17 protein-coding genes are annotated in these 25,871 nt (G+C 66.0%); 3 read left to right on the forward strand and 14 right to left on the reverse strand.

The features are described 5' to 3' along the window. Positions 1-102: 102 nt before the first annotated feature. Genes ACK42S_RS01340 through ACK42S_RS01360 form a run of 5 tightly spaced genes read right to left on the reverse strand, consistent with a single transcriptional unit; the run spans position 103 to position 6,550 of the window. The gene (locus ACK42S_RS01340; RefSeq protein ID WP_409702468.1) at positions 103-1,269 is read right to left on the reverse strand and encodes a glycosyltransferase; all 1,167 of its coding nucleotides are present in this window, start codon (positions 1,267-1,269) and stop codon (positions 103-105) included. Between the two features lie 2 nt (positions 1,270-1,271). Next, the gene (locus ACK42S_RS01345; protein WP_409702470.1) at positions 1,272-2,600 is read right to left on the reverse strand and encodes a glycosyltransferase; all 1,329 of its coding nucleotides are present in this window, start codon (positions 2,598-2,600) and stop codon (positions 1,272-1,274) included. Further along, positions 2,597-3,649, reverse strand: coding sequence for an acyltransferase family protein (locus ACK42S_RS01350; RefSeq protein ID WP_409702471.1), 1,053 nt, complete (start codon positions 3,647-3,649; stop codon positions 2,597-2,599). Before ACK42S_RS01350 ends, ACK42S_RS01345 begins: the two co-directional genes overlap by 4 nt. Positions 3,650-3,668: 19 nt before the next feature. After that, positions 3,669-5,609: an asparagine synthase (glutamine-hydrolyzing) gene (gene asnB, locus ACK42S_RS01355; RefSeq protein WP_409702473.1), complete on the reverse strand. Its 1,941-nt coding sequence runs from the start codon at positions 5,607-5,609 to the stop codon at positions 3,669-3,671. Between the two features lie 32 nt (positions 5,610-5,641). Next, positions 5,642-6,550, reverse strand: coding sequence for a glycosyltransferase (locus tag ACK42S_RS01360; protein WP_409702475.1), 909 nt, complete (start codon positions 6,548-6,550; stop codon positions 5,642-5,644). A gap of 226 nt (positions 6,551-6,776) precedes the next feature. Here ACK42S_RS01360 and ACK42S_RS01365 point away from each other — a divergent pair, with 226 nt between their 5' ends. Genes ACK42S_RS01365 through ACK42S_RS01375 form a run of 3 tightly spaced genes read left to right on the forward strand, consistent with a single transcriptional unit; the run spans position 6,777 to position 9,920 of the window. After that, positions 6,777-8,099: a glycosyltransferase family 39 protein gene (locus ACK42S_RS01365; RefSeq protein WP_409702477.1), complete on the forward strand. Its 1,323-nt coding sequence runs from the start codon at positions 6,777-6,779 to the stop codon at positions 8,097-8,099. Continuing rightward, positions 8,096-8,467, forward strand: a complete 372-nt coding sequence (locus ACK42S_RS01370; protein ID WP_409702479.1) for a hypothetical protein — start codon at positions 8,096-8,098, stop codon at positions 8,465-8,467. The genes ACK42S_RS01365 and ACK42S_RS01370 overlap by 4 nt, the downstream gene beginning before the upstream one ends. 25 nt (positions 8,468-8,492) lie before the next feature. After that, positions 8,493-9,920 carry a UbiA family prenyltransferase gene (locus ACK42S_RS01375; protein ID WP_409702516.1) on the forward strand — a complete coding sequence of 476 codons (1,428 nt, stop codon included), beginning with the start codon at positions 8,493-8,495 and terminating at the stop codon, positions 9,918-9,920. A 71-nt stretch (positions 9,921-9,991) separates the two neighbouring features. Here ACK42S_RS01375 and ACK42S_RS01380 read toward each other — a convergent pair whose 3' ends face one another. From ACK42S_RS01380 to ACK42S_RS01420, 9 genes are all read right to left on the reverse strand, one after another. Next, the gene (locus ACK42S_RS01380; protein ID WP_409702481.1) at positions 9,992-11,542 is read right to left on the reverse strand and encodes a PKD domain-containing protein; all 1,551 of its coding nucleotides are present in this window, start codon (positions 11,540-11,542) and stop codon (positions 9,992-9,994) included. A 67-nt stretch (positions 11,543-11,609) separates the two neighbouring features. Beyond that, on the reverse strand, positions 11,610-12,935 hold the full coding sequence (locus tag ACK42S_RS01385; protein ID WP_409702483.1) for a glycosyltransferase family 4 protein: 1,326 nt from the start codon (positions 12,933-12,935) through the stop codon (positions 11,610-11,612). Positions 12,936-12,966: 31 nt separating this feature from the next. Further along, a complete protein-coding gene (locus tag ACK42S_RS01390; protein ID WP_409702485.1) occupies positions 12,967-13,944 on the reverse strand; it encodes a glycosyltransferase in 978 nt (325 codons plus the stop codon). Then, the gene (locus tag ACK42S_RS01395; RefSeq protein WP_409702487.1) at positions 13,941-15,212 is read right to left on the reverse strand and encodes a glycosyltransferase; all 1,272 of its coding nucleotides are present in this window, start codon (positions 15,210-15,212) and stop codon (positions 13,941-13,943) included. The genes ACK42S_RS01390 and ACK42S_RS01395 overlap by 4 nt, the downstream gene beginning before the upstream one ends. A 24-nt stretch (positions 15,213-15,236) precedes the next feature. Beyond that, positions 15,237-16,292: a glycosyltransferase 61 family protein gene (locus ACK42S_RS01400; protein WP_409702489.1), complete on the reverse strand. Its 1,056-nt coding sequence runs from the start codon at positions 16,290-16,292 to the stop codon at positions 15,237-15,239. Continuing rightward, positions 16,286-17,086: a 4'-phosphopantetheinyl transferase family protein gene (locus ACK42S_RS01405; RefSeq protein ID WP_409702491.1), complete on the reverse strand. Its 801-nt coding sequence runs from the start codon at positions 17,084-17,086 to the stop codon at positions 16,286-16,288. Before ACK42S_RS01405 ends, ACK42S_RS01400 begins: the two co-directional genes overlap by 7 nt. Continuing rightward, the gene (locus tag ACK42S_RS01410; protein ID WP_409702493.1) at positions 17,087-18,196 is read right to left on the reverse strand and encodes a DegT/DnrJ/EryC1/StrS family aminotransferase; all 1,110 of its coding nucleotides are present in this window, start codon (positions 18,194-18,196) and stop codon (positions 17,087-17,089) included. It abuts the gene before it with no gap. Positions 18,197-18,210: 14 nt separating this feature from the next. After that, complete coding sequence (locus tag ACK42S_RS01415; RefSeq protein ID WP_409702495.1) at positions 18,211-19,221, reverse strand: glycosyltransferase family 2 protein; 1,011 nt, start codon at positions 19,219-19,221, stop codon at positions 18,211-18,213. 59 nt (positions 19,222-19,280) lie between these two features. Continuing rightward, positions 19,281-25,853 (reverse strand): SDR family NAD(P)-dependent oxidoreductase, encoded by a 6,573-nt coding sequence (locus ACK42S_RS01420; RefSeq protein WP_409702496.1) that lies wholly within the window; start codon positions 25,851-25,853, stop codon positions 19,281-19,283. Between the last annotated feature and the right edge of the window lie 18 nt (positions 25,854-25,871).

The raw sequence follows: 25,871 nt of genomic DNA on the forward strand, positions 1-25,871 counted from the left end.
CGACCGACTGGCGCGGCCCCTACTACAGCCAGTGAACTATCGCTTGCGCCACCCCAGCACCACTCAACACACCGCCGGGCCTTGGGGTTCCGCCTGCATCCCTCACGCACTGCCCCGTGGGGCCGGCCGTTCCTCTCCATCTCCCGGAACAAGCGTCGGAACCATTCGCTTCAGCGATGCCGCCTCGCGTAAGACGGGGTCAAGCAGTTCGGCAAATCGCCTGGTCGTCAACCGGCGGCGCGCATCATCGTAGCCCGCGTTGGCCACGCGTTCGCGCAATGAGGGTTCCTGGAGCAGGGTGACGATGGATTCCACCCAGTCGGCAGGCTCATCACCCACGAGATAACCATTGCATCCGTGGCGGAAGAACAAGCCGTGGTCGACGGCATCGGATGCCACAACCGCCACCCGCCCGTTCAGGTAGGCCAGGAGTTTGCCGAAGGACTTACCTCGGCTGAACGCATTGCTGGTGCACACCGGCTGCAGCCCTACAGCCGCCTGGGCGACCTTGTCCAAATAATCGGCGTACGGCAGTGGCGCAATGGCTTCACAGCGGGCTCCTGCTGCACGCAGCGGGGCCAACCAGGCGCCTGCCCGGTCCTCGTGAGTACCAAACAACCAGAACGTGCAGGCCGTCCGATGCGCCACCTCGATCATCACGCGTTGCACCAGCGCGGCTTCCTCAGGATAGTCCAACGGTGAGGAATGCGCCCAGGCGACCACCGCGGGACGCTGGGCCGGCGCCATCCGGGCCGGCTGTTCGAGCCAGGGGGTGCCGGTCCAGATCACGTGGCTCCTTGGATTGTGCCGGCCGAGGCAGTCCGCAACGAACCGGCTTCCACCCACCACGGCGGCTGCATCGCGCGCGCATTGGGCAATCATCGATTGGTATCGAGGGTCCAGGTAGTCGGCATCATCGGCATCCAGCACACAGGGATAGCCTGGATACAGGGCCGGACGGTTGAGTGGATGGCGCGTCTGCTGCAGAAGCACCACATCAGGCTGCTCCAGCCGAAGAATCCTTCTGCGCTGAGACAGCGTCAGGGGCTCAGGCGCGACGATCGCCCGCCAGCCCAATTGCTCCAGCTCGGGAGCGACCAGCCAGGCCCGCAGGTTGCTGGCAGGATCCCACGGCTGATTGGAAGGAAAGATCACAACGACAGGGCGCACCCTCGGGCTGAGGCGACGCTTCCAATGCAGTCGCAGTTCATGCACTCCCGCGCGAAACGGACGCTGCAGAGATTGGAGCAGGGGGCGGCTGAAGTTCACGATCACACCACCTTCCGACCCTCATCCGTGGCATGAGCCAACAAGCCGTACAGCTTGCGGGCCTCCTGGTCGACATCGTGCCGTTGCAGGACACGCTGTCGAGCGGCCTGGCCCATCTGCGCCAGCCGATCCACCGGGGTCTCGAGACATTGCTGCATGGCATCGGCGAGGCTCTCCACATCACCGGCAGGCACCAGCCATCCACATTCCTCGGGAACGACCAGCTCGGGAATGCCCGCCACGAGGGTCGACACTACCGGGCGTTGCAAGGCCATGGCCTCCATCAGCACCACAGGCAGACCCTCTGCGAAGCTCGGCAGCACCAGGGCACGGGCCGCCAGAAGCTCGTCGCGAACCTGGTCTCCCGAAATCCATCCGGTGATCCGGATGCGTCCGTGGAGACTGTGCCGCACGATCCGGTCTTCGATCTGAGCGCGCATCTCGCCATCGCCTGCCAACACCAGTTCGCAGTCCACTCCCCGTTGGGCCAGGCGTGCCACGGCATCGATCAGAAGAAGCTGCCCTTTCTGCTCGCACAGCCTTCCGACGCATACGAGGCGGGGGACCGCAGGGGGCGACTGCGCAGTGGTCCGACGGAACATGTCATCCAGGCCACAATGCACCACCTTCACCTTATGCCAGTGTTCTGGTCCGATCCAGCGCATCAACTGACTGCGACCGAAGCTGCTGATCGCGACGACGAACTGGGCCCGTTCGATCTTCTCCGTGAGCGCCAGGGCGCGGGGGCCATCGAATTCTTCGGGGCCGTGCGCCGTGAAGCTGTAGGACCGTGCCATGCCCAGCACGGTGGCGAACATTGCCACGTCGGTCGAGTTGGTTCCGAAGTGGGCATGAACGTGAGCGATCCCTTCCTGATGCATCCAGTGGCCCAGGACACAGGCTTCGGCCAGGTAAGCCCAGTGATAGGCGATCGAGCGTCCCGAACGCCAGCCCAGTCGTGTGGCCAGCCACCAGGCATGGATGAGCCGTCCCGGGCGGGACAGTGCGGCCCTGAGCACGGCGATGAGCAAACCGCTCCATCCATTCTTGAGCACATAGCGTGTGCGTTGGCGCTCCTCCTCGTCTCGTGCATCGGGCAGGGGTTCGTTCCAACCGCGGATCGATGTACGCATCACCGCCATCCCCTGTGCCTCCAGGGCCCGGATTTCGCGGCGTATGAAGCTGTGGCTGACCTTTGGGTAGTGATTGACCAGGTAGGCGACCTTGTACGGCCCGTCCGCACGAATCGTGAGTGTGGCACCTGGGTCGACGCAAGAGTCCGACCCGGTGGGCGTTTCCTGTCGATTGGACAGGCGCAGTTCGTGGTTCACCGGAAGCGATCCTTGAGCTGGAGAAGGGGCCTCTCGAAGTAGCGGTAGCTCAGGCCGGCTGCGGCCACCGTGCCGGCAAGGCTGAGCAGGAACAGCAGAAGGTTGTCCGCAGCCCCGATATCCACCAGCACCCGCCGTGCCACATGGACCACAAACATGTGAAGCAGGTAGATGCCGTAGCTGACGGTGCCGACATAGGCCAGCGGTCGCCATTCGAGGATGCGTGCCAGGGGGGCCTCCGGGTGCAGCACGATGCAGGCCAGAAGGAGGGCCGTGGCAGCTTGGAATCCAAGTCGCGGCCATCCCCGAATATCACCCGGCCAGCTGGCGCTGACCAGCAGCACGCCCGCAGTAAAGAGCAGCACCGGCCACGAGGGCCAGGCGGCCAGCCGATCCCGCCAATGTGCGTTGGACAGGACGAAGGCCAGCATGGCTCCGAGGATGATGGGCGTGAAAGTGCACTGCAGGATTTCGAGGGAGCCGGCGGACAGTCCCACCGACTGCAACCATCCGTCGATCCATCCGAAGTTGATGGCCTGATTGAGGGCCAGAAAGGCCAGCATGACCAGCCATGCCCAGGACTCCAGGAAGGCGAGCATCGCAGGCCACAGCAGGTAGAACTGTTCCTCCGTGGACAGGGACCAGGTCAGTCCCATCATGGTTTCCATCGGCACCCAGTTGCTGGTGTACGTGAAGTGATAGGGCAGTTCCGTGAGGAAGGCGTTTCGTTGAGACGAGGCTGCCGGCGCGATGAAGACGAAATAGATCGCCAACAGGCCCATCACCGCAAAGTACAACGGAAAGATGCGCAAGGAGCGACGGATGAAGAATTTGCCCAGCGAGATGCGGCCCCGGGAGGCGCGCTCGTGCAGCAGCAAGGCGGTGATCAAGAACCCGCTGAGCACGAAGAACACGTCCACGCCCAGAAAGCCATGTCGCAGCAAGGGCGGCATGCCGTCATAGGGTTGGGTGTGGTCCCATACTACGGCTGCGACGGCCAAGGCCCGGATGCCGTCGAGACCGGGATAGCGAGGAGATGTGAGGCGCATGGTGATGAGGTGGACACAATCAGAGCAGGACGCGGTGACGATGAGACCAGCGGATGAGGACGTACAAGGCCCACACGCGCGACCAATAGAGGCCGGGTGAGCCGGCCTGGAAGGCTTCCCAGAGCCTGACCACGGCCCGTGGATTCAGGCCCACGGCTTCCACCTGGCGGGCGTTGCGCAAGGTTTCGTCGATCCGACCGCCCAGGGCTTGTCGCAACCAACGATCGAAAGGCAGTTCGAACCCGCTCTTGGGCCGATCGAAAAGCGAGGGATCCAGTCCTCGCAGGCCGATACGCCGCAGCACGGCCTTGGTCCGTACAGGTTCATAGCGCACCGAGGAGGGAAGGCGTGCCACTTGGTGGAAGAGGACCTGGTCCACGAGCGGCAGGCGGATCTCGATCGAGGCTGACATGCTGGTGGCGTCGGTGTCCCTGAGCAACCGCTCCCCCAGGAAGAGGCGCTGCTCGAGCATGCTCACTGTCTGCATCGGCGGCAACCCCAACGTCTCGCCCCTCAGGCGATCGATCATCGCAGGGGGCAGGCCGATGCCGTGGTGCGCGAAAATTCCTTCGTGCAATAGTTCCTTCTGTGTCTTGGGCAGGAACAGCGCATAGGCCAACTGGTACAAGGCCAGCAGGTCTTCCCCGTGCGAGACCATGTCGGGCAATTTGGCCCAGCGGGTCTGCGCTGGATAACCCCGCTGCGAGCGGCTCAGGGCTGCCGACACCATGGACGCGACACCGCGTTGCAATGCGCGCGGAATGGGGCGGACTCTACGGGACCATCGCCACATCCTGGGGAGGTCCCGAAAGCTCGTATAGCCTCCGAACAGTTCGTCTCCGCCACTGCCCACCAACGCCACCTTGAAGCCGGCGCCCCGTACGGCATGCGACATGAAGTACGAGTTCAGACCGTCGAAGCTGGGCTGGTCGAGGCTGTCGAGCGCGTCATCCAGGCGATCGATGAAGTGACGCTCGCTGAGAACGACCTCGGTGTGTCGTGTGCCGATGGCCTGGGCGATACGCCTGGCGAAAGGCCCTTCGTTGCGCTCCTGTTCCTCGAAAGCCAAAGTGAAGGTATGGACGGGCACGCTCGAGGAGCGTTGGGCAAGATTCGCCACCGCCGAAGAGTCGACCCCACCGGACAGAAAGATTCCCAAGGGGACATCGCTGGCCAGGTGCAGTCGCACGCACTCTTCCAGGCAGGCCCCCAGTTCCTCCTCGTCGACCGGATCCTGCGTGACCGATGACGGTGCCTGCCAGAAACGATGGCGGGCGGTTTCGCGTCCCCGCCCGTCCAGAACACAGGCCTCGCCTGGCCAGAGTGATTCGATCCCCAAAACCGCGGTCCCGGGCCCTACCGTGAATCCGCTCCACACCATGCCGGCGACGGCCTGCGGATCCAGCCTGGCGTCGCGCAGAAGACCGCTGGCCAGCAGGGCCCTCAGCTCGGAGGCAAAAGCCACGGACCATGCGCCGCCCGGATCCGGGTTGCGCATCATGTACAGCGGCTTGATCCCGAGAGGGTCGCGTGCCAGTGTCAGTTCGCGCGAGTGCGTGTTCCAGAAGGCCAGTGCGAACATGCCGCGTAGGCGGCCGAGCGCCGTGCGACCATCGACGCTGAGGCTACGCAGCATCACGGCCGTGTCTCCGCTGGAAGCCACGGTCTCACCACGTTGCATCAGATCGCGCCGCAGGTCCACGTAGTTGTAGATCTCACCATTGAGCACGACCACGTGCCCATGGACCGGGTCGACCATGGGTTGCGCACCAGCCGCAGACAAGTCCAGGATCGCCAGGCGTCGATGGGCCAACATCACCCCCCATCCCTCACTGTCAGCGGTCGATTCCCAGGTGCCTTGTGCATCGGGCCCCCGGTGCGACTGCGCGTCGTTCATGCGCCTGAGCGCTTCCCGAACGTCCGGGTCGAGTCGGCCGACGATGCCTGCAATGCCACACATGGTGCTGTGCTCGATGGGTTGTGGGGGCGGGATCAGGCCCGCGAGGATTCAACGGCTGCCAGGGCCCGCTTCTTTCCCAGCAGCAGGGCCCGCCATTGGTAGCGCCTCAGGAATCGCCGAAACTGCGGATCGTCGTACCGGGGACGTCGTTCCAGCGCGCTGCGCAGCCATCCCCACAACATCGCTGCGCTACCCAGTACATAGGGCTTTTGGTTCAGCCGGAAGATCGCACTGGCCAGCATGAACACGAATCCCGTGCCCATGAAGTACTGACCTTGCCCATGGCGCATGCGCCCGGTGTAGATGCCCTGCTGGCTCGATCCCATCGGGCGCAGGTGCACGAAACGCAGCTGGGGTTCGTCCCAGCTGCAGGCTACCCACCCCAGCATGCGACAGCGATGGCAGTCAATGCCATCCCACATCACTTCACGCACGAAGCCACCGATGGCCAGGAAGGCTTCGACCCGGTAGAACTTGGTCATGCCCAGCGAGGTATCGTCGCCGTGCCGCTCGCAGACCAGTCCCCCATCGTCCTCGACATAAGCCTTGCCGCTGCAGGTTGCGATGCGTGGGTTTGCCGTCATGCGCTGCATCAGGATCTCGAAGTACCGTGGCGGGAGATGAAGATCCAGATCCAGCTTGCACAGGTAGTCGTAGTCTCTAGGATCGATGGTGTCATAGCCGGCATAGAAGGCATCGATGACGCCGGGGCCGACGGACCGATGCCCTCTGTCGGGCCGGGTGACCACCCTGATCCACGGATGCCGGGCGGCGTAGTCGGCCAGGATCGACGGGGTCTCGTCGCTGGAGCCATCATCGACGATGACCCACAGGGCCGGCCGCACGCTTTGAGCGATGACGCTGTCCAGCGTGTGCCGCATGTAGGCAGCCTCGTTGCGGCAGGGGGAAATCAGCACATAGCGGCCGAAGGCGTCATTCATGGGGATCCGCAAGGGCACACGGTGTGGCAACAAGAGTGTTCGGCGACGAGCATACCCGGGGCCGGCCCGCGAGACAGCCCCTCGTTCACGGTGCCCGAGAGTCACCATCAACCGATCCCCCTTGGATGGGTGCATGACGTCGGCGGACCTCCCCTTCATACTGTGGCCGGTTCCAACGCCCATCGGACGAGACCACTCGGCCTGAGTCTCATGCACCGGACCTGCGGTGCTCCCGTTCCTGGCCATCGCCTTCATGACCCGCATGACACCGTCCTCGTCAGCTCCTGCGGCCAACCCTGCGGGCATTGCGACCCGGGAGCCGATACCGGCCGCAGCCCTCAGCCTGGTGTGGCCGCTGACCGCAGCGCTCGTGCTGCGCTTGCTCTGGGCCTGGAGCGTGCCGGTGGAGCCGGTGTCCGACAGCGGCATCTACGACGAGTTCGCCCGCAGCCTGGCTGCCGGTCGGGGCTATGCCTATGCGGATGGTCAGCTCACGGCGTACTGGCCGGTCGGAACGGCGGCCCTGTATGGCGCCCTGTATCACGTCTTCGGGGCAGGCCCGGTCCCGATCGTGGTGCTCAACCTCCTGTTGGGGCTGCTTGCCGTGGCCTTGACCCACGCATTGGCTCAACGTTATTTCGATGCGCGAACCGCTGCCGTGGCAGCCTGGTTCGTCGCCTGTTGGCCGCTGATGATCCAGTTCACCACCATCCTGGCCAGTGAACTGCTGTTCCTCGTGCTGCTGATGGCCACGCTCTACGCCTGGGGGCATCGTGCTATCGCCCCGTTGCCCCGGGCGGTCCTGTGGGGAGGGTTTCTTTGCGCCGCGGTCTACGTGCGTCCGACGGCGTTGCCATTGTTCTTCATCCTGCCCCTGGCCCAGGCCTGGCAGGAACGGGCCTGGCGCGATGCGTCGATGTCGGCCGTGGTGGCTGCCATCGTGGCCGCGGCGATGCTCGCCCCCTGGGCCTTGCGCAACCAGGCCTTGTTCGGCACCCCGGTGCTGGTCTCGACCAACTTCGGTCCGAACCTGTGGATGGGCAACAACCCGGACTCCACGGGGGTTTACATGGACCTGCCCAGCGACGCGCCGAGCCACGAAGTCGAACGCGACCGCCATCTCAAGCGCGCGGCCGTCGAGTTCATCCTCGACAACCCGCAGCGCTATCTGGCGCTGTCGCTGAAGCGGCTCGTGGCCACGTTTGGCCGGGAGTCGATCGGCGTCACCTGGAACGAGCCTGCATTGCGGCGCTCGTGGGGGGGCGGCGCCATCATGCCGCTCAAGCTCCTCTCCAGCCTGTACTGGGCAGGCCTTTTCACGCTGGCTTTGCTGGGCTTGGGCCTGGCCCTGGCCCGTGGGCGCATCGGCGTGCTGCATCCGCTCGTGCTCGTCGGTGCCCTGTTCGTCGCCGTGCCGGTGCTCACCGTCGGCCAGGACCGCTATCACGTTCCCCTCAACGGAATCCTCGCAATCTTCGCGTCCTGGGCTGTGGTGTGGCTGAAGGACCGACACGCCGTGACGTCTGCCTCATCGAGGCCAACGCCATGAACAAGAATGTTCTCGCCCTGATCGTTTCGAGCGTCCTGTTGTCCTCGCTGGCGCAGATTGTCCTGAAGGCCGGAATGAGCCACCCTCGCGTGGCCGAAAGCTTGGCCCAGGGCGGGTGGTCGTCGGCTTTGGGCATCGCCACAAATCCCTGGGTACTGAGCGGCTTGGCAATTTACTTCAGCAGCGCCTTGGTATGGCTGCTGGTGCTGGCCCGAGTCGAAGTGAGCCTGGCCTATCCGTTCGTCGGTCTCGGCTTTGTGGTCACCATGCTTCTGGGCTGGTGGGTCCATGGCGACACGCTCAATCTGGCCCGGGTGGGAGGCACACTCCTGATCGTCGGAGGTGTCGTCCTGCTTGCCCGCAGTTGATCGGGCGGATGATCCTGTCGATCCCATGAACTCCACCACTGCGACCGTCCCGCTGTGCGTCGATTGTGACGGCACGCTGATCCGCACCGATCTGCTGCACGAGTCCGTATTCCTCTTGCTCAAACATGCTCCGTGGAAGCTGCTGCTGCTGCCTTGGTGGCTGCTGCGCGGCAAGGCCTTCCTGAAGGAGCGGCTGGCGCAGGCGGTCCGGTTCGATTGGTCGACCCTGCCCCTCAACGAGGAGGTGGTGGCGCTGGCTCGCCAAGCCCGCGAAGCGGGCCGCCCGGTCGTGCTCGCGACGGCGGCACACCGTCTGCTGGCAGAACCCCTGGCGCGGCACCTGGGTCTGTTCGATGATGTCCTCGCCACGGACGGGCCGACCAACCTCAGCGGATCGCGCAAGAGCGATCAGTTGAGCGAACGTTTCGGGCTCAAGGGCTTCGATTACGTCGGCAACGACCGCAAGGATCTCCCGGTGTGGTCGGCTGCCCGGCAGGCCGTGGTGGTTTCGTCCGATGACCGTTTGATCAAGGCGGCAAGGTCCACCACCCAGGTCAGTCGCGTGATTCCTTCGCGCAGCCCGGGCCTAAGCGCCTACCTCAAGGCCTTGCGGTTGCACCAATGGCTCAAGAACGTGCTGGTGTTCGTGCCCCTGGTGGCGGCGCACCGGCTCACCTCCTTGGACGGGTGGGTGCCGGCGTTGCTCGGATTCCTGTCCTTTGGACTGTGCGCCTCGGCGGTCTATGTCCTCAACGACCTGGTCGACCTTGAGGCCGATCGACGGCATGTGCGCAAGCGCCATCGCCCGTTCGCCAGCGGCCTCATTCCCGTCTGGCATGGCGCGTTCCTGATTCCGGCCCTGCTCGGCGCTTCGTTTGCCACGGCATGGTGGCTGCCAATCGAGTTCGTTGTGGTGCTTGCCGGCTATTTCCTGTGCACACTGGCGTATTCGCTTGCTCTCAAGCGCCAGGTGGTGGTCGACGTGCTGATGCTGGCAGGTCTGTACACGTTGCGCGTCGTGGCTGGCGGGGCGGCCACCGACATCGTCCCGTCCTTCTGGCTGCTCGCGTTCTCGATGTTCATTTTTCTGAGCCTGGCTCTGGTCAAGCGCTACTCGGAGCTGCTGGTGACGCTGCAACAAGACCGTGACCGTCTCCCCGGTCGCGGCTACACCGTCACCGACCTGCCCGTATTGATGTCGGTGGGAACCAGCGCCGGCATGGTGGCCGTGCTGGTGTTCGCGCTGTACATCAACAACCCGAACATCCCTGCTATTTACGACAACCCTCTGTGGTTGTGGCTGGTGCCCCCGTTGCTGCTCTATTGGGTCAGTCGGCTGTGGATGAAAACGCATCGAGGCGAAGTCGACGACGATCCCCTGGTCTTTGCCTTGCGCGACTGGCAAAGCATGACGGTGGTGGGATTGAGCGCCATCCTCTTCTCGGTCGCCTGATCCGGCCAGAAAAAAGCCGGGCCAAGGCCCGGCGGTGTGTTGAGTGGTGCTGGGGTGGCGCAAGCGATAGTTCACTGGCTGTAGTAGGGGCCGCGCCAGTCGGTCGGCAGGGCCTCGCCGTGGCCGTTGAGGCTCACGCCCAGCGCCCCCCCGTCGACGCGCACGTTGCCGCGGTAGGTCATGCGCCGCCCGGTGATCACCAAGTCGGAGGCGGTGCGCAAGCCTCGTACGAAGCGGTTGTTCTCCACGATCACGTCCTCCAGCCCCTCGGCGGACACGCCGTTTTGCGGGCTGACGGCCACCGTCCACTGGTTGTTGTCCTGCGCATCGCCGAACAGGTTGTTGGCAATGACCACCTGGCGCGTGGCCCAGGTGCTGCCGTTGTAGCTGTCGGTGTAGCTGCCCAGACCGCCCGAGTGCAGCTTGAGCGCATGGCGGATGCCGTCGGAGGAGCGGCCGCGCATGGCGTTGTGGGCCATCACCCCCTTGTGCAGCCGCCCGATGCGCACGGTGTGCTGGTTGGCGTAGCCCATGTCGTTGCCCAGCAGCGCGATGCGTGAACCCGTGCCCAGGATGGGGCTGTCGTTGGACAGGCTGCCGCCCTGGATGCGGTTTTCCACGATGAAGATCTCGCGCGGGTTGTAGAACTGGCCAGGCGAGATGGTGCGGTACGGGTCGCTGCTGGCCCAGTAGTCCAGCGCCGCGCCGATCCAGATGCGGTTGTTGTTGCCTGCATCGGCCAGGTCGTTGCGGTACAGCAGCAGCCGCGCCGCCGAGTTGTCTTGCACGATGCCGTCGGCAATGTTCAGATCCATCACGGTGACGTCCTCGGCAAACGAGGCCGTGTCCGGACGTCCCGAGCCGATGCGCACCGAGGCCACGCGCGGCTTGTTGCCCGAACCGAAGGCGCCCACGATGACATTGCGCTCGCCGTGGCGGATGTTGATCTGGCCGAAGCTCTCGCCACGGCGCAGCAGCACGCGCTTGCCGCTGTAGCTGCTGGGCAGCCCCGTCTGCGTCAGCGCCCCGCTCGGGCACCCCGCATAGTTCGCCGTCGGCGATACGCATACCGTGCGACGACCTTCGTAGACGATGTCGGGGTTGTGCACCACCACCGTGACCGTGGCCACAGAATGCCCCCCCGAGGCATCCGTCGCCCGCATGTGGATGGTGTAGACACCGGGCAGGTCGTACACATGGGCCGCCAGCGGACCACCGGTCTGGGTGTTCTTCGGCAGGCCGGTGAGATTCCAACGTTCGCCCCGCTCATCACAGAAATCGAAGGTGTAGCTCACCTCCCTGTAGACATCCACGCTGGAGCTGGCCGCGCTCGTGGCGGTTGCGTCGACAAGGAGGGCCATTGGCGCCACGCCTGCGGTTCGCGAAGCATGCACACGCGCGACGATGGACTGTGACCTGGATTGCTCCCCGGACCAGGCCGTGGCCTGCGTGCAAGTGCGCGCGGTGACGGTGGGGTCGATCGATCCAGGCGCCATCGCGGACACACCGGAGGTCTCGGTCGTGGCCTGCAAGCCTACCCCTCCTCCACAGGCTCCCAGCATCAGCACCAGGCCGACGTGCACGGATAGACGCCGCCCGACCTTGTTTTTCTTGGCTCTCATCAACACCTCCGAGTTGCGGCACCGGCGGTTGCGCCGGACCTGCCATCCACCACCGAGGAAGGGCCGTTCACGCCCGGGACTGCGCACCGGGCAGATGCAGCAACTCCAGCATCCAGTCACGCCGACGTGCGAGCCAGTATGCCTGCGTATTCTGACGTGCGAATGTCAGTCCTCGATCAGCCATCTCGGCCAGTCTGGCACGGTTGGCATGCAAGGCCTTGAACTGATCTGCCAACGACTGCGCGGAAGGCCATTGTGCCAGTGCCACAGCCCCGCTTTGCTGGGCCAGATCCCGGAAATAGGTGATGTCGAAGGCCACGAGGGGCAGGCCTCGTGCCATCGCGTCGAAAGCGGCCCTGGGCGTATCTTCGACCAGCGGACAGGCCACGCAGACGTGCGCCCGAGCCAGGCGCTCGAACAACGCGGCCCCATAAGGCACCGCAGGCTCGAACCTCACCCGGTCGTTCAGGCCGGCCTGTGTCACCTGCCGACGCAGCGACGCCAGGCAGTCGCCTTCCCCGATCAGCGTCAGTCTCACATCGCAGCCCTGCTCGCCAGCCAGGCGGACGGCCTCGATGGCGCGATCCAGACCCTTGTACGGCACCAGTCGCCCGAAGAAGACCACCTCCAGCGTCTGCGCATCCTGCTTCAGCCATTCCAAGCGTGCCTGCCGGGAGAGTTCATCGAGGACATCGTCGGGACCATGAACGGTGTCGTAGAAGTTGCGCACGTTGGGCCGGCCCCGCCCGAAGTCCTGCACCATGCTGGCGCTCTTGAGCAACACCAACTGGAACATCCTCGGTGCAAGCCAGACCTGCATCCACTTGAGAGGATCGTAGAGCAAGCGGTTGACGCAATAGCTGCGCAGGCCCCACAGACCCAGCCGGTGATAGCGCTTTGAGTGCTGACGGAAGTCGATGTCCACGATGAAGATCACCGGCCTGCCAGCCCACCATGCCCGCAGATTGACCAATCCCATCAAAGGACGCCACAGGTCGGTGGACATTCCCGAGTGCACGACTGCCGCCTTCGAGACGGCGACGCCGACCTCCCGCCAGATGCGCCCCACCTCGCGCCGCCAGAACCCCCAAGGGGTTGTCGCCGTCGTGTGTGCAGGGAGGAATGCCACCCCGTCCGTCCGCAGGTCGACGATGCCGAGATGGGCCTTTTGCGTCTCGTACTGTTCCTCGGTCATGCACGGAGCCACGAGCACGAGCCGATCGAACTGTTCGCCCAGACCGGCACGCAACTCGCGCAGATGCTGCGCAAAGGCGCTTTCCGTTGCAAAAGCGGTGGGCGAAACAGGGAAGGCAGCCGCCTGGACAGCCAGGAGATAGTCTGCGCCCATGGTCAACCCCCAGAACGAACCTGTCGGCCCCGCATCGCGCAGCACCGAGCCAGGACTCGCCATCGAAGAAGGTCGATCATTTGTATTCGATCAATTGTGAAGGTCGCCGCTGCCATCGATCGCGCAGGTAGCGGCATTGGCCCACGAGTTCCGGAAATCGGCTGAGCGTGTGAAACACGGATTGCAAGCCGCGATCGCGCCATGAGCCTTCGCTCCTCAGAAACAGCCGCAGGACCTGCAAGGGGTAGACACCGAGGATGGCCAGCGCACCCAGTCCCCAGGCAGGCAGGAATACCAAGACGAGCACCATCGGGCCCAGCGACCAGAACCATGTGCGCGCCGATTCACGCACCCAGTGCCGTTCGGGCGAGCGGCCATGGAGCGCCACGCCCGCGGCGTAGGCATAACCGCTGCGCACCACGCGCTGCCACCACTGCCGGAAGCTGGTCATCGCCGCGTCGTGGAGCGTCATATCGTCGCGCAGTGCGTGGATCTCCCAGCCTGCCCGGCGCAGCCTTACGCACAATTCGGGCTCCTCGCCAGCGATCAGGTCGTCGCGGTAGCCTCCGCTGGCGTCAAGGACGTCGGCGCGCAGCATCACGTCACCCCCGAAGGCCTGGATAATGCCTGGCGGCTTGATCCACTCCAGGTCACACAGGCGGTTGTAAACCGACCGCTCGGGATGCCGTTCTCGGCGCTGGCCGCAAACCGCTGCAGCACGGGGATGATCACGCAGGTAGGCTCTCGCGAGGGACAGCCAGCCGGAAACCACCTCGCAGTCCCCATCGACGAACTGAACATATTCGATGCCCGGGCAGCATTCAAGCAGGCGGCGCCAACCGGCGTTGCGGGCGCGGGCCGCCGTGAAAGGCTGGCGCATGTCGAGTTCCACCACCTGGGCGCCCATGCGCCGTGCCAGTTCGACCGACTGGTCCGTCGACCCGGAGTCGACATAGACGACCTGCGCTTCGCCTCGGACGGATTGGAGGCACCGGAGCAGACGCCCGCCCTCGTTGCGTCCGATCACCACCACCCCGACATCGGCGAATGTCATGCTGTCACCCGCGCTTCGGGCGCATGTCGATCAGCCAGGCGCAGCTCGGCTTCGGGCAGCCGGCTCAGACGCGTTATGTGTGCCACCCTCGCCGCAAACGTGGCCTCGAAGGCGTGGCGCTGCGCGAAGCGCCTCGCCGCCTCGGCAGCACGCGCGATCTCGCCTCGGTCGTTCGACAGTCGGGCCACCAGGCAAGCCAGCGCCTGCGGATCTCCGATCGGACTGACCCACCCTGCGCTCGAATGCCCCACCACGCCGACGAAAGCCTCGTTGGCATACCCCGCGATCGGCACGCCGCAGGACATGACTTCGGGGTAGGTGCTGGAGGGATCGCCCTGAGGGTGGCAGCAGATGAAGAGGTCTGCCCGGTCCTTGAGCATCGGTATCCATTCGCTGTCGAAATCCATGACACCTCGCAACCTCACCTCCTTCTGCAACCCCCTGGCCTGGATGTCATGTTCGAGCTCGCGCTCGAGCACGCCGCGACCGTAGATGTCGAGCGTGAAGGCCACCCCCATCCGCTTGAGAGAAAGGGCGAAGCGCGGCAGGTCACGCACCCCCTTCATCGCGATCAGACGCCCGCCAAACACCAGCCTCAGCGGGCCGCCCTCCAGGAGCTTTACTCGCTTGAGCGACAGTTGCGGAGTCTGAATGACGGCATGCCGAGGCACCCGGTTGTCGAAGAAGATCATCGCATCCGGGCGGATGCGGCGATAGACCTCGTATGTGGGGGTGCCGCTGCACTGAAGCCCTGTGGCGAGCCGGAGAGCGTCCCGGCGCTTACGCTCGGCCTGCCACGCCCAGAGCTTTCGTCGCCACCGCAGCAAGGGATTGACCACCTCCGCCTCGAGGATCTGCCACTCGGTACGCAACGTGTATTCGCTGGTGAAGATCAGCGGCACGCCCAGTTCATGGCACAACCGCGCCGTCTCCAGTTCGAAAGGGGACAAGAATGCCAGGACGGCGGCTGCGTGACGCAGGCGCTCCCGGAAGGCGTGGGGATCGGAGGGTCGCAGCTCGACCCTGGGCCCGGCGTCGCCAGGGCCCACCTCGACCGGATCCATATCCGAGAGGGGCTCATCGGCAAGCCTCACCAGGCTGGTGACCGGCCCTGGCCAGGATCTCGCGTACTCGGCCACCCCATTGAGGTACTTGCGGGTCAGAACCCATCCTCCGCCAGGGCCTGGGCTGGCCTTCAAGCTGGGCAGGAGCACCAGCTCCCGCGCCGCTTCGGTGGGTTGCAGCTTCCGTTGTCCTTCCAGGACCATGTTCCACCGCCGTTTCCAAGTCCCTCAGATCAACCTGTCCAGCATCCTCAGGAGATCGCTGGCCGGCACGGAGAATCCCTGAGACGCCCGGTCTCCGACCAGCAAGGCAAAGCGCATCTCCATGCGGTCGGCATACTCCTTGTACGCCAACGCAAAGCGGTCGGGAGGCTGCAGCACCAGGAAGGCCCCATCTTCAGCCATGCTGTAGATAGCATGCGACAGGTGACTACCCTCCACACCGACCACGATCCGGGCCTCCAGGGACCGGCTGGCAATCTCATCGGCCGTCAGCGTTGCCGGATCCAGCACATCGAAGCCGGCATCGGACAGTACGCGCACCACCTCCTCCTCGTTGCTGAGCACACGAGGCTCTCCGCTCAGTCCTCTGCGCACATACACTCCTGCCCCGCGGCATGCGACCACCGATGTCAGGTGCCGCCGAAGACGCGATCTCAGTTCCTCGTAGCGCCTGCGCTTGTGCGAGTTCTGCGCGAAGTCGACGTGGATCGTCAACCGACCGATGTGGGCATGCCGGACCTCTCTGGGGCGTGGCAGATCGAGCAGACGGCGATAGCCTTCTTCGTGCTCGTAGGGGCGCTTGACCATGCCGATGACGTCTTCCCTGCCCTGAGACAAGAGGCCCAAAGGCATGTCGTCGAGCAAGAAGGTGCCGAAGAAGTGGCTGCCGCTGCGGCTGGTGGCCAGCTCGGCCGTGTCCAGCGCGATGCGCGGACCCAGCCCTTCATAGAACCATCGCTCTGCCCCATAACCGACCTGATCCCTGGCCGCACCGCAGTAGAGGAAGGCCTCCACCACGTCCACCCTTTCGAGCAGATGGGTCGTGCAGGCCGCATGCTCGATCCACCCACCTTCCAGCAGCAGCTTCTCACTGCGCCAGTCCCGCCAGGGAGACAGCGCCTTGATCTTCTCGGTTGCACCGGGCAGCGTGAGGGCGGGCGGAATCCGCACCGTCTCGGCCGGACAGACGGTCCAGGACCGCGAAGCCATGCGGGCCAGCTCCGGGGCACGCCACACCAGAAGACGTTGACATTGACGTCGCAGCAGCGGAAGGTTCAGCATGACCCGACTCCACCGACCTCGGGCCATGCACCGGTGGTCCCGACAAGCCGTGCAACAGCCGCGACCCAAGGAGTCTGCGTGCCGTCCATGCCCGACGCCGGCAGCGACCGCAGTGCCACGATCGCCCGCGCCCCGTGACTCGGCAGGTGCAGCCGCACCTCACGATCCTGCGTGGACAGACCGACCTCCACGCCGGCAGGGTCCAGCCCCAGCCCCGTCCCCACAGCCTTGAGGCAGGCCTCCTTGCGAGTCCAGCCCCGTAGGAAGGCAGTGTCGTAAGCCCCAGCCTGCCGTGCAAGTTCGTCACGCTCAGCCGGCGTGAAAACCAGGCTCGATACACCGGCCAGATCGGCGACCGGGGCCAGGATTTCGAGGTCGACCCCCACCGGAGCCTGTGCGCACACGCCGATGAGGGCAAGGTCCTGTGCGTGGCTCAGGTTGAAATGACAGGCCGCTCGACCGCTCCCGGCCAGATGGGGCTTGCCTTGCGGATCGGTCTGGAACCGCAGGGTGGCTGGTTCCAGGCCCAAGGTCTGCGCAAGCACGATTCGCAAGGCCCAGCGGGCCACCCGCCGACGTCGCCGGTCCTCCTCGCGGTGATGACGTGCTGCGCGTTGAAGCTCCTGTTCGCACAGCAGCGCCGCCTCGTCCGCCGAAAGATCCTCGTCCAGGTGCGCCAGCCACAGGCGGACTCCCAGGTGTTCACCCAGGTGGGTCAGACGGGGCCTTCCGAGATCGCCGGGGCGTCCGGGAACGATGGCCCCGTGGCCGACCTGCTGCGCGATCGCTTCCATCTACCCTCCTGCCCCCCGAACGAGTTCGACGATCCGATCCTGCTCGTCGACCCGCAATCCGGGGAAGATGGGCAAGCACAGGACACGGGATGCTGCCCCCACAGCCACCGGCAGGTTCGACGGCGCGGCCGAGGGCAGATGCCGATAGGCCGGCAGATCGCTGAGCAGCGGGGAGAAGTAGCGCCGAGCATGAATGTCGTGCTCCCGCAACCTTGCCTGCAGCGCATCGCGCGTGATGCCGTAGGCCGAATCGACCAGAATGGGGAAGTAGGCGAAGTTGGGTGTCTCGGGATCCCGCCAGCCCAGGCAGCGAAGCCCCGGGACTTCAGACAGCTCTTGTCTGTAGCGCTGATCGATCCGCCGACGCTCATCGATGGCCTGTTCCACGTGATCGAGCTGCACCAGGCCCAGGGCCGCGCAGAACTCATTCATTTTCCCGTTGAGCCCGAGGCCTTCGATGGCGTGCTCGTCGACGATACCGAAGTTGCGCAAGCGATCCATGCGCTGTTTCGTGGCAGGATCCGCGGCCACGATGGCACCCCCCTCGAAGGTGGTGAAGACCTTGGTGGCGTGAAAGCTCAGGACCGACAGGTCTCCATGCCGCAGCACGCTGCGCCCCCGCCAACGCACGCCAAAGGCGTGGGCAGCATCGTAGATGAGCTTGAGCCCCCGGGACTGAGCGATCTCTGCCAAACGCTCGACGTTGCAGATATGCCCGTAGCAATGAACCGCCAGGATGGCCCGAGTGCGAGGGGTCAACGCACGTTCGACGGCCTCGGGATCAAGGTTCAAGGACTCGGGTTCCACGTCCGCGAAGACCGGCGTGAATCCGGCCCATGCAATTGCATGGGCCGTGGCCGCGAACGAAAACGGTGTCGTCACCACCTCTCCCTCGCCACCCATGTCCCGCAAAGCCATCATCAACCCGACCGTTGCATTGCTGCACAGGCTCAGGTGATCGACGCCGAGGTATTCGGCCAAGCGCGCCTCGAAGCGCTGATGGAACGGGCCAGCATTGGCAAGGATCCGCCGATCCCATATCTCCTGCAGGTGCGGCAGAAGTTCCTGCAGCGGCGGCAGAACTGGGCGCGTGACATGGATCGGCGACATGATGCCTGGCGCGCTCAGGATCGCGCCGCCCTCTGATTCACTGGGACTTCTCGTCGAGCCCGCCACAGGCCCGGTTGCCACAGCACGGAGTGCTGAATGAAGTCGAGGAGCATCCTGGGCGGGTCGGTATCCTCCTTGCCCAGCATCCAGCGACGCACACGCCAGGATGCAAATCCCAGGATCCAAACGACGTCAGCCAGAGCACCATAGAGCCAGCCGTGGTTCTTCACGAAGTAGCGGCGGCGGGACTCGAACCAGTAGGCCGGGCGCCGCGGCACGACCGCTAGCCGCCCGGTCAGACCAGTGCTCTGACCAGCAATGTGCATCACCCGGGATTGAGGCACATGCCAGCAGCGCCATCCCGCCCTGGCCGCGCGCAGACAGAAGTCCGTCTCTTCGAAGTAGAGGAAATAACCCTCGTCCATCAACCCGATGGCCTCGAACACCTCCCGGCGCACCATCATCGTCGCGCCGGACACCCACTCCACTTCCTCGGGACGATCCCCCATGCGACGGGCCACAGCATGGCGGCTGAGCAGGCGGCTGGCCAGCCTCAGACGCAAGCTGTTTTCGAGCTCACTCCAGACAGACGGGAACCTGAAGGCGTACGGCCAGGCGCGACCGTCGCCCTCGTCGATCCCCCCTCCGGCAATCCCCGCGCCAGGGTGCTGGCGCATGAACTGCACGAGATGACCAAGCGCTCCCGGCCGCACCACGGTGTCCGGGTTGAGGAGCCAGAAGTAAGCTGGCGGCCGACCGGACTGAAGTGCCGCGCGAACCGCGAGGTTGTTGCCGTAGGCGAACCCCCCGTTGCGCTCCGACTCCAGGACCGACACCCACGCCTGCCACCCGTTCGTCTCGATGGCTTGGCGGATCCGCGCGGCCGAGCCGTCGCCCGATGCGTTGTCCACCACGACCACACACGCCCGGCCCTCCCGGACATCTGGCTCGGATGCGAGCGATCGAAGGCAGTCCACCACCAAAGATCCGGTGCGGTAGTTGACGATCACGACCAGCGTTTCCACCGCGCTGGAACGTCCTTCCCCCGGCTCCACGGCAGTGGCCGGTACAGGCTGCAAGCCCATCACTCCACCTCGGCCGGCTGAGGCTCGCCACGCCGTGCGACGACAGGAGCGTCGGCCGCCCGTGAATCGTCCTCGGGTTGCCCTCGGTCGCGCTGCACCCCATGACGTGAGATGGCTCGATCGATGCATCGCTGCAACTGCCCAGCCAGCACGCCGACATGAGGCTCCTGCAGCATGCTCGTATGGCCACCCGGTACGTCGATCACGCTCAACGCACTCTCGACGCGAGGCCCCCATCCCAGTTGGGGGTCGCTGTAAATGTTCTTGTACGGTTCATCGGCCTGACTCCCATCACCCTGCAGACCACGGAACACGACCACATCCCCGCCGCGGAACACCCCCTGGGGCTGATGCTCCCTGTGGGCCACCTCGTACATCTTCAGGAAGTCCAGCCCATGGTCCTCTTCCGCAACCGGCGACACCACTTCGCCGCGCTCGGCCTGATCGCGCATGGCCCGAACCTTGCGTGCGTTGTGGAAGCGCTCCAACCGGGACTGCACCTCGTACAGCGCCAGGTTTCGGGTCTTGGCCAGCATCTTCGGCACGGCCCTGCCGATGCGCTGCAGCGTGGAGCCGGCACTCGGATCGTTGAGCGTGCCCAGGAAGCGGTGGATCCGATTCTGGGCCACTCGGAAGGGACGCTCTTGGGCATGCACGTCCGCGGCATCCATGATGCCGACGAAGATGACTCGCTGTCCCGCATCCTCGAGCTGACGCGCCATCTCGAAGGCGATCACGCCGCCCGCGCACAGGCCGGTCAGCAGGTACGGCCCCTCGGGCTGAACACTGCGCACCGCACGGACATGGGCCGCGGCCATGTCGACGATGCGGGTGTGCACGTAGCTGCCGTCATGGCGCATCTCGGGTTGCAGGCCGTAGATCGCATGGCCCGCATCGAGCTTGAGGGCCAGGGTGCGATACAGCAGTGTCTCGCCCTTGCCGTCGTGCACGAAGAATATCGGCGGCCGGTCGCCGCCGGCACGGATGCGCACCACCGTCCTGGGCAGGGCCGGCACGGCATCGCCGGGCACGCGCGCGGCCGGCGCGGCGCTGTCGCCCGGGTTCGTCTCGCCCGCCGCGGCGTCCGGTGGTGGGGGTTCGATCAATGCCGCCAGGGCCTCCACCGTGGGAGCCTCGAGCAAGGCGGTGAGGGGCAACTGCTTGCCGGTCTTGCGCTTGAGTTTGTTGATGACCTGCACAGCCAGCAGTGAATGCCCGCCCAGGTCGAAGAAGTTGTCGCTGGCACTGACCTTGGCCACACCGAGCATCTCACCCCACATCTGCGCAATGAGTTGCTCGGTTTCGGTGCGAGGGGCTTTCCAGTCGGCGCGGGACTCATCGGCCTGCTCGGAGGCTGCAGGCGCAGGCGAAACGGGCGTGCGCAGCTTCTCCAGAGTGGCGTGCAGATCCTGCGGCGAGACGGCCACCTGGGCCAGGCGGCCATCGGCCAGCACTCGCTCGAGCACCTCGGCGCCCTCGGCACTGCGCAGGCCTTCGGACAAGCCCATCTCCAGAACCTTGTTGGCCGTGGCACGCGGCCGCTGCCCCGCTGCAGCGCCTGAGGCTGGCAAAGCGTCGAGCAAAGCCTTGTCGCGCACGCGGACCATCGTGAACTCCCGGATGTCCACGAGCACACGGCCGCTTTCGTCCATGATCGTGACGTCGTAGACGGCAAACTGCGCCACCGCCTGCGTGGGCGGGCGCAGGCGGATATGGCTGTATACCTTGGCCGTCAGGGGCGCAAACACCCGCAGGCAGCCGTAAGAGGCCGGCACGAAGAAGTCACGCGCCTCGTCGAAGCCCGGGATCAGCGACTGCGCCCCGGCCGTGGCCAGGTCCATCAGGGCCGGGTGTAACTCGAACTGCAGCAGGTCGCCGGTGAAGGCCTCAGGCAGCTCCAGCATCGCCAAGGCCTCGCCCTGGCCGAAGTCGATGCGCCGCAGGTTGCTCCAGCGAGGCCCGAACTGTAGGTGCACCGCTTGCTCATCGCCCCGGAAGTGCTGGGCGCGCACCGTGCAACGCGCAGCAATGGCGGCCGGCGCCTGAGCCACCGGCGGCTTGGCGTCCACATAGCCCACCTCGCCGCGCACATGGTCGTTCCAGCCGGCTTCGTCGCCGCCGCCCGCGGGGCTGCGCAGCGCGAAGTCATGCTGCCCGCCCGGCAGCGCCCGCAGCCGCACCTGCAGCTCGCGCTCCTCGCCCTCGCGCACGATGAAGGGGGACAGGAAAGTCACGTCGCGCAGCTCCAGCGTGCGCGCCTCGCGGTGCTGCATCGCCGCAGCCCGCACGATTTCCAGGTAGCCGGTGCCAGGAATGAGAGCCTGGCCGCCGCGGATGCGGTGTTCGTCGAGCAGCCAGTGACGCTCCACCGCAAAGCGGGTGCTGTACACGCGCTCGTCGTCGGTGTCCAGCAGGCAGCGGTCCAGCAGCGGGTGATCCACCGGCACCCCTTCGCCTTGCGCGGCCTCGGAGGCCCCGATACCGAGCCGACGTGCCAGCTCGGCCGCCATGCCGACCTCCTGCCACTGGCTCCAGTTGATGGCCACGGTGTAGCGGCCGTCACGGGCCGTGCGCTCCTGGGCGAAGGCGTCGAGGAAGGCGTTGGCCGCGGCGTAGTCGAACTGCCCGGCCAGGCCGGCAAACGAGCTGATGGACGAGAACAGCACCAGGAAGTCCAGCGGCAGGTCGCCCAGCGCCGCATCGAGGGTGAGCGTGCCCTGGACCTTGGGCGCCAGAACCGCAGCAGCGGCCCCTGGCTCCTTGAGTTGGATGACACCATCGTCGAGCACGCCCGCGGTGTGGAGCACGCCGTGCAACGCGCCGAAGCGCGCCACCGCCTGCTTGACGACCTGGCGCATCTGCACGAGGTCGGTGACGTCGGCCTGAGCCACCATCACCTCGGCACCGCGCGATTCCAGGGCCATCACCTGGCGGATGCGCCGGCTGGTGGCCTCGCGCGGGCCCTTCTCGCGAACCCACTCGGCCCAGCCCTCGCGCGGCGGCAGGCCGGAGCGGCCCACCAGCACGAGGCGGGCCTTCACCGACAGCGCCAGGTGTTCGGCCAGGGCCAGGCCCACACCGCCCAGACCGCCGGTGATCAGGTAGACGCCACGCTCGCGCAAACCGGCCCGGCCGGGCGCCGGACGCTCCAGCCGCACCGGCGCGAAATCCTGCAGCCAGCGTTCGCCCAGGCGCAGCGCCACCACCTCGTCGGACGGCGGCGCCGCCAGTTCGGCCGCGACATCGGCCGCCAGCCGCACGGCCTGTCGCGAGCCACGGGGGGGCACCTGCACGTCCACCGCACAGCAACGGATGTGGCGGAACTCCTGCGAGATCACGCGGCACACCGCCGCCGCCGTGGCCTTGGCCGGCATGAGGCCGGTTTCGGCCCCGACGCGCTGCAGCCGGTCGGTGACCACCGCGAGCCGCATCGGCTCGCCCAGGTCCTCCCGACCGATGGCCTGCGCGAGTTGCAGCAGGCTGTAGAAACCCAGGCGCTGGAGCTCGTCCACCGTCTTCAAGCTGCTGTCGAGCCGGCGATCGCCGGTGACCGACCACAGGTGGAAGATGCGGCTGGGCAGCGCACCACTGGCGCGCAAAGCGGCAAAAAGGCGGTCGTAATCGCCCGCCGCGTCCGGCGTGATCGTGAAACTGCCGTCGCCCCGCTGGGCATAGGCCTTGCCCGGGCGCACACGCGTGACGACCTGGCCGGCCTCGCGCAGCTGGCGGGCCAGTTCCTCGCCCAGGCCGGCCTCGTCCTCGAACACCAGCACCGGCCCCGCCAGCGGCTCGGGCTGGGGCCGAGCCGAACGCTTCCACACCGGCTCGTAAAACCAGTCGGCCATGTCCTCATGGCGGGCCAGGCGCTCCTCCAGCGTCGGGGCGGCCTGCAGCGACAGGCCGGGCTCGATCCAGTGGCGCTGATGGTCGAAGCGATAGGTGGGCAGCGGCAGGCGAAGCCGTCGCTCGCCCTGGCGGAAACGCGCCCAGTCGATCGGTGCACCCGCGGCCCACAAGCGCCCCAGGATGCCTAACACATAGGCCTGGTCATCGACCTTTTCGTCAGGATGGCGCAACGAGTTCAGCACCACCTGCTGCGGCTTGCGCGCGCTGTGCTGGCGGGCCAGCGACGACAGCGTGCGACCGGGCCCCACCTCCAGCAGGATGCGGCTTTCGTCGTTCAGCAGCTCCTGCAGGCCATCGGCAAAACGCACGGTATGGCGCAGGTGGCGCACCCAGTACTGCGGGTCGGTCGCCTCGGCCGGGGTGATCCAGGTGCCGGAGAGGTTGGAGACGAAGGGCAACGTGGGCGGTTTCATGGCCACACGGCGGAAGAAGGCGCCGAACTCCTCGAGAATGGGTTCGAGCATCGACGAATGCGCCGCCACGTTGATGCGAACGCGGGCCGCTTCGATCTCTTCGGCCTGCAAGGCCTGCTGCAGCGCCTCGATGGCCTGCACCGGGCCGGCCACCACGGTGAGCGAGGGGCCGTTCACCGCGGCAATCGACAGTTCCGGGCCGATACGCGCCTGCACCTCGGCCTCGGGTAGCGGCACGCTGAGCATGCCGCCCTCGGGCAGGGTCTCGAACAGGCGGCCGCGCAGCTCCACCAAGGTCAGCGCATCTTCCAGGCTGAACACCCCGGCCAGATGGGCCGCCGTGTACTCGCCCATGCTGTGGCCGATCATGGCCGAGGGCGTGAGGCCCCAGGACATCCAGAGCCTGGCCAGCGCGTACTGCGTCGTCAGCAGCAGCGGCAGGGCCAGCGAGGGCCGCTCCAGTCGACGTGCCGCGTCCTCTTCCTGGCCGACCGGCGGGAAGAGCAGGCCCTTGTAGTCGATGCCACTGCGCTTGGCCAGCAGCGCCAGGCACTCGTCGACGGCCTGGCGGTAGACCGGCTCACTGCGATACAGGTCAGCCCCCATGCCGGGATACTGCGCGCCGCCGCCGGCGAACATGAACGCCAGGCTGTGGCTGCCCATGGCCCCGGGCAGGCTGATCACGCGCTGCGGATCCATCGCCTCCAGTGCCTGGGCGGCGTCGGCGGCATCGCGAGCCACGACGATGCGGCGCAGCTTCATTGGCTCGCGCCCCACCTGCAGGGTGTAGGCCACATCGGCGAGGTTGATCTGCGGGTGCTCGCGCAGGTGTGCAGCCAGCGCGGCCGTGTTCGCATCCAGCGAAGCCTGGGACTTGGCCGAAAGCATCAGCAACTGATGTTCGCGCGAGGGGCCGGACGGCTGGCGCGGTGGCGCCTCTTCGAGGATGACATGGGCATTCGTGCCCCCCACGCCCAGCGAGCTGACGCCGGCCCGGCGCGGCACGCCCGGCGGCGGCGTCCAGTCCTTGAGCGTGGCGTTCACATAGAAGGGGCTGCGCTCGAATTCGCAGGCCGGGTTGGGCTTGGCGAAATGCAGCGAGGGCGGCAGCTGGCCATGCTGCATCGCCAGGGCCACCTTCATGAAGCTGGCCACGCCGGCAGCCGTGTCGGTGTGGCCGATGTTGGTCTTGACCGAGCCGATGCCGCAGTAGCCGGTCTTGTCGGTGCCTTCTCGATAAGCCTGGGTCAGCGCGGCGATCTCGATGGGGTCGCCCACCGGCGTGCCGGTGCCATGGGCCTCGACGTAGGTGATGGTGTCGGGCGGCACGTTGGCGATCGCCAGCGCCTCGGCAATGGCCTGGGCCTGGCCATCGACGCTGGGGGCCATGTAGCCCACTTTCATCGAGCCGTCATTGTTGACGGCTGAGCCCTTGATCACCGCGTGGATGTGGTCGCCATCAGCGATGGCATCGGCCAGGCGGCGCAACACTACCACCCCCACGCCGCTGCCAAAGACCGTGCCTTTCGAATCGGCATCGAAGGCACGGCAATGACCATCGGGCGACAGGATCTCGCCTTCCTGGTAGACATAGCCCTGGCGGTGCGGCAGCTCGATCGTCACCCCGCCGGCCAGCGCCATGTCACATTCACCGTTGAGCAGGCTTTGCACGCCCAGGTGGATGGCCACCAGCGAGGTCGAACAGGCCGTCTGCACATTGACGCTCGGGCCCTTGAGGTTGAGCAGGTAGGACACCCGGGTCGTCAGGAAGTCCTTGTCGTTGCCGGTGTGGCGGATCAGGAAAAAGCCCACCGACGAGACCAGTTGCGGATTCGTCAGCAGGTTGTAGGGCATGTAGGCGTTGTGGCCCGATCCGCCGAACACACCGATCGAACCCTTGAACTGGGAGGGCGTGTGGCCGGCGTTCTCCAGCGCCTCCCACGAGCACTCGAGGAAATGCCGGTGCTGCGGGTCCATGATGGCCGCCTCACGCGGGCTGAAGCCGAAGAAGGCGGCGTCGAACATCTCCATGTCGGGCAGCACGGCGCCCACCGGCACATAGTTCGGGTTGCGCAACTGGGCCGGCTTGACGCCGGCGGCCAGCAGTTCCTCTTCGGTGAAGCGGGTCAGCGACTCCACGCCGTCGCGCAGGTTACGCCAGTATTCGTCGAGATTGCGCGCGCCGGCAAAGCGCCCCGCCATGCCCACCACGGCGATGTCGGTGTCAAAGCCGGCGGAAGACGTGTCGTTCATGCGTTCAGTCCAAGGAGA

It is taken from the genome of Caldimonas sp., assembly GCF_046289365.1.
Classification (GTDB): Bacteria; Pseudomonadota; Gammaproteobacteria; order Burkholderiales; family Burkholderiaceae_C; genus Caldimonas.

Coding starts and splice junctions, on each gene's coding strand:
- ACK42S_RS01360 (WP_409702475.1), bottom strand. CDS start 6,550: ATGAATGACGCCTTCGGCCGCTATGTGCTGATTTCCCCCTGCCGCAAC.
- ACK42S_RS01380 (WP_409702481.1), bottom strand. CDS start 11,542: ATGAGAGCCAAGAAAAACAAGGTCGGGCGGCGTCTATCCGTGCACGTC.
- ACK42S_RS01410 (WP_409702493.1), bottom strand. CDS start 18,196: ATGTCGCCGATCCATGTCACGCGCCCAGTTCTGCCGCCGCTGCAGGAA.
- asnB (WP_409702473.1), bottom strand. CDS start 5,609: ATGTGTGGCATTGCAGGCATCGTCGGCCGACTCGACCCGGACGTTCGG.
- ACK42S_RS01370 (WP_409702479.1), top strand. CDS start 8,096: ATGAACAAGAATGTTCTCGCCCTGATCGTTTCGAGCGTCCTGTTGTCC.
- ACK42S_RS01375 (WP_409702516.1), top strand. CDS start 8,493: ATGAACTCCACCACTGCGACCGTCCCGCTGTGCGTCGATTGTGACGGC.
- ACK42S_RS01400 (WP_409702489.1), bottom strand. CDS start 16,292: ATGCTGAACCTTCCGCTGCTGCGACGTCAATGTCAACGTCTTCTGGTG.
- ACK42S_RS01395 (WP_409702487.1), bottom strand. CDS start 15,212: ATGGTCCTGGAAGGACAACGGAAGCTGCAACCCACCGAAGCGGCGCGG.
- ACK42S_RS01420 (WP_409702496.1), bottom strand. CDS start 25,853: ATGAACGACACGTCTTCCGCCGGCTTTGACACCGACATCGCCGTGGTG.
- ACK42S_RS01390 (WP_409702485.1), bottom strand. CDS start 13,944: ATGACATTCGCCGATGTCGGGGTGGTGGTGATCGGACGCAACGAGGGC.
- ACK42S_RS01350 (WP_409702471.1), bottom strand. CDS start 3,649: ATGCGCCTCACATCTCCTCGCTATCCCGGTCTCGACGGCATCCGGGCC.
- ACK42S_RS01405 (WP_409702491.1), bottom strand. CDS start 17,086: ATGGAAGCGATCGCGCAGCAGGTCGGCCACGGGGCCATCGTTCCCGGA.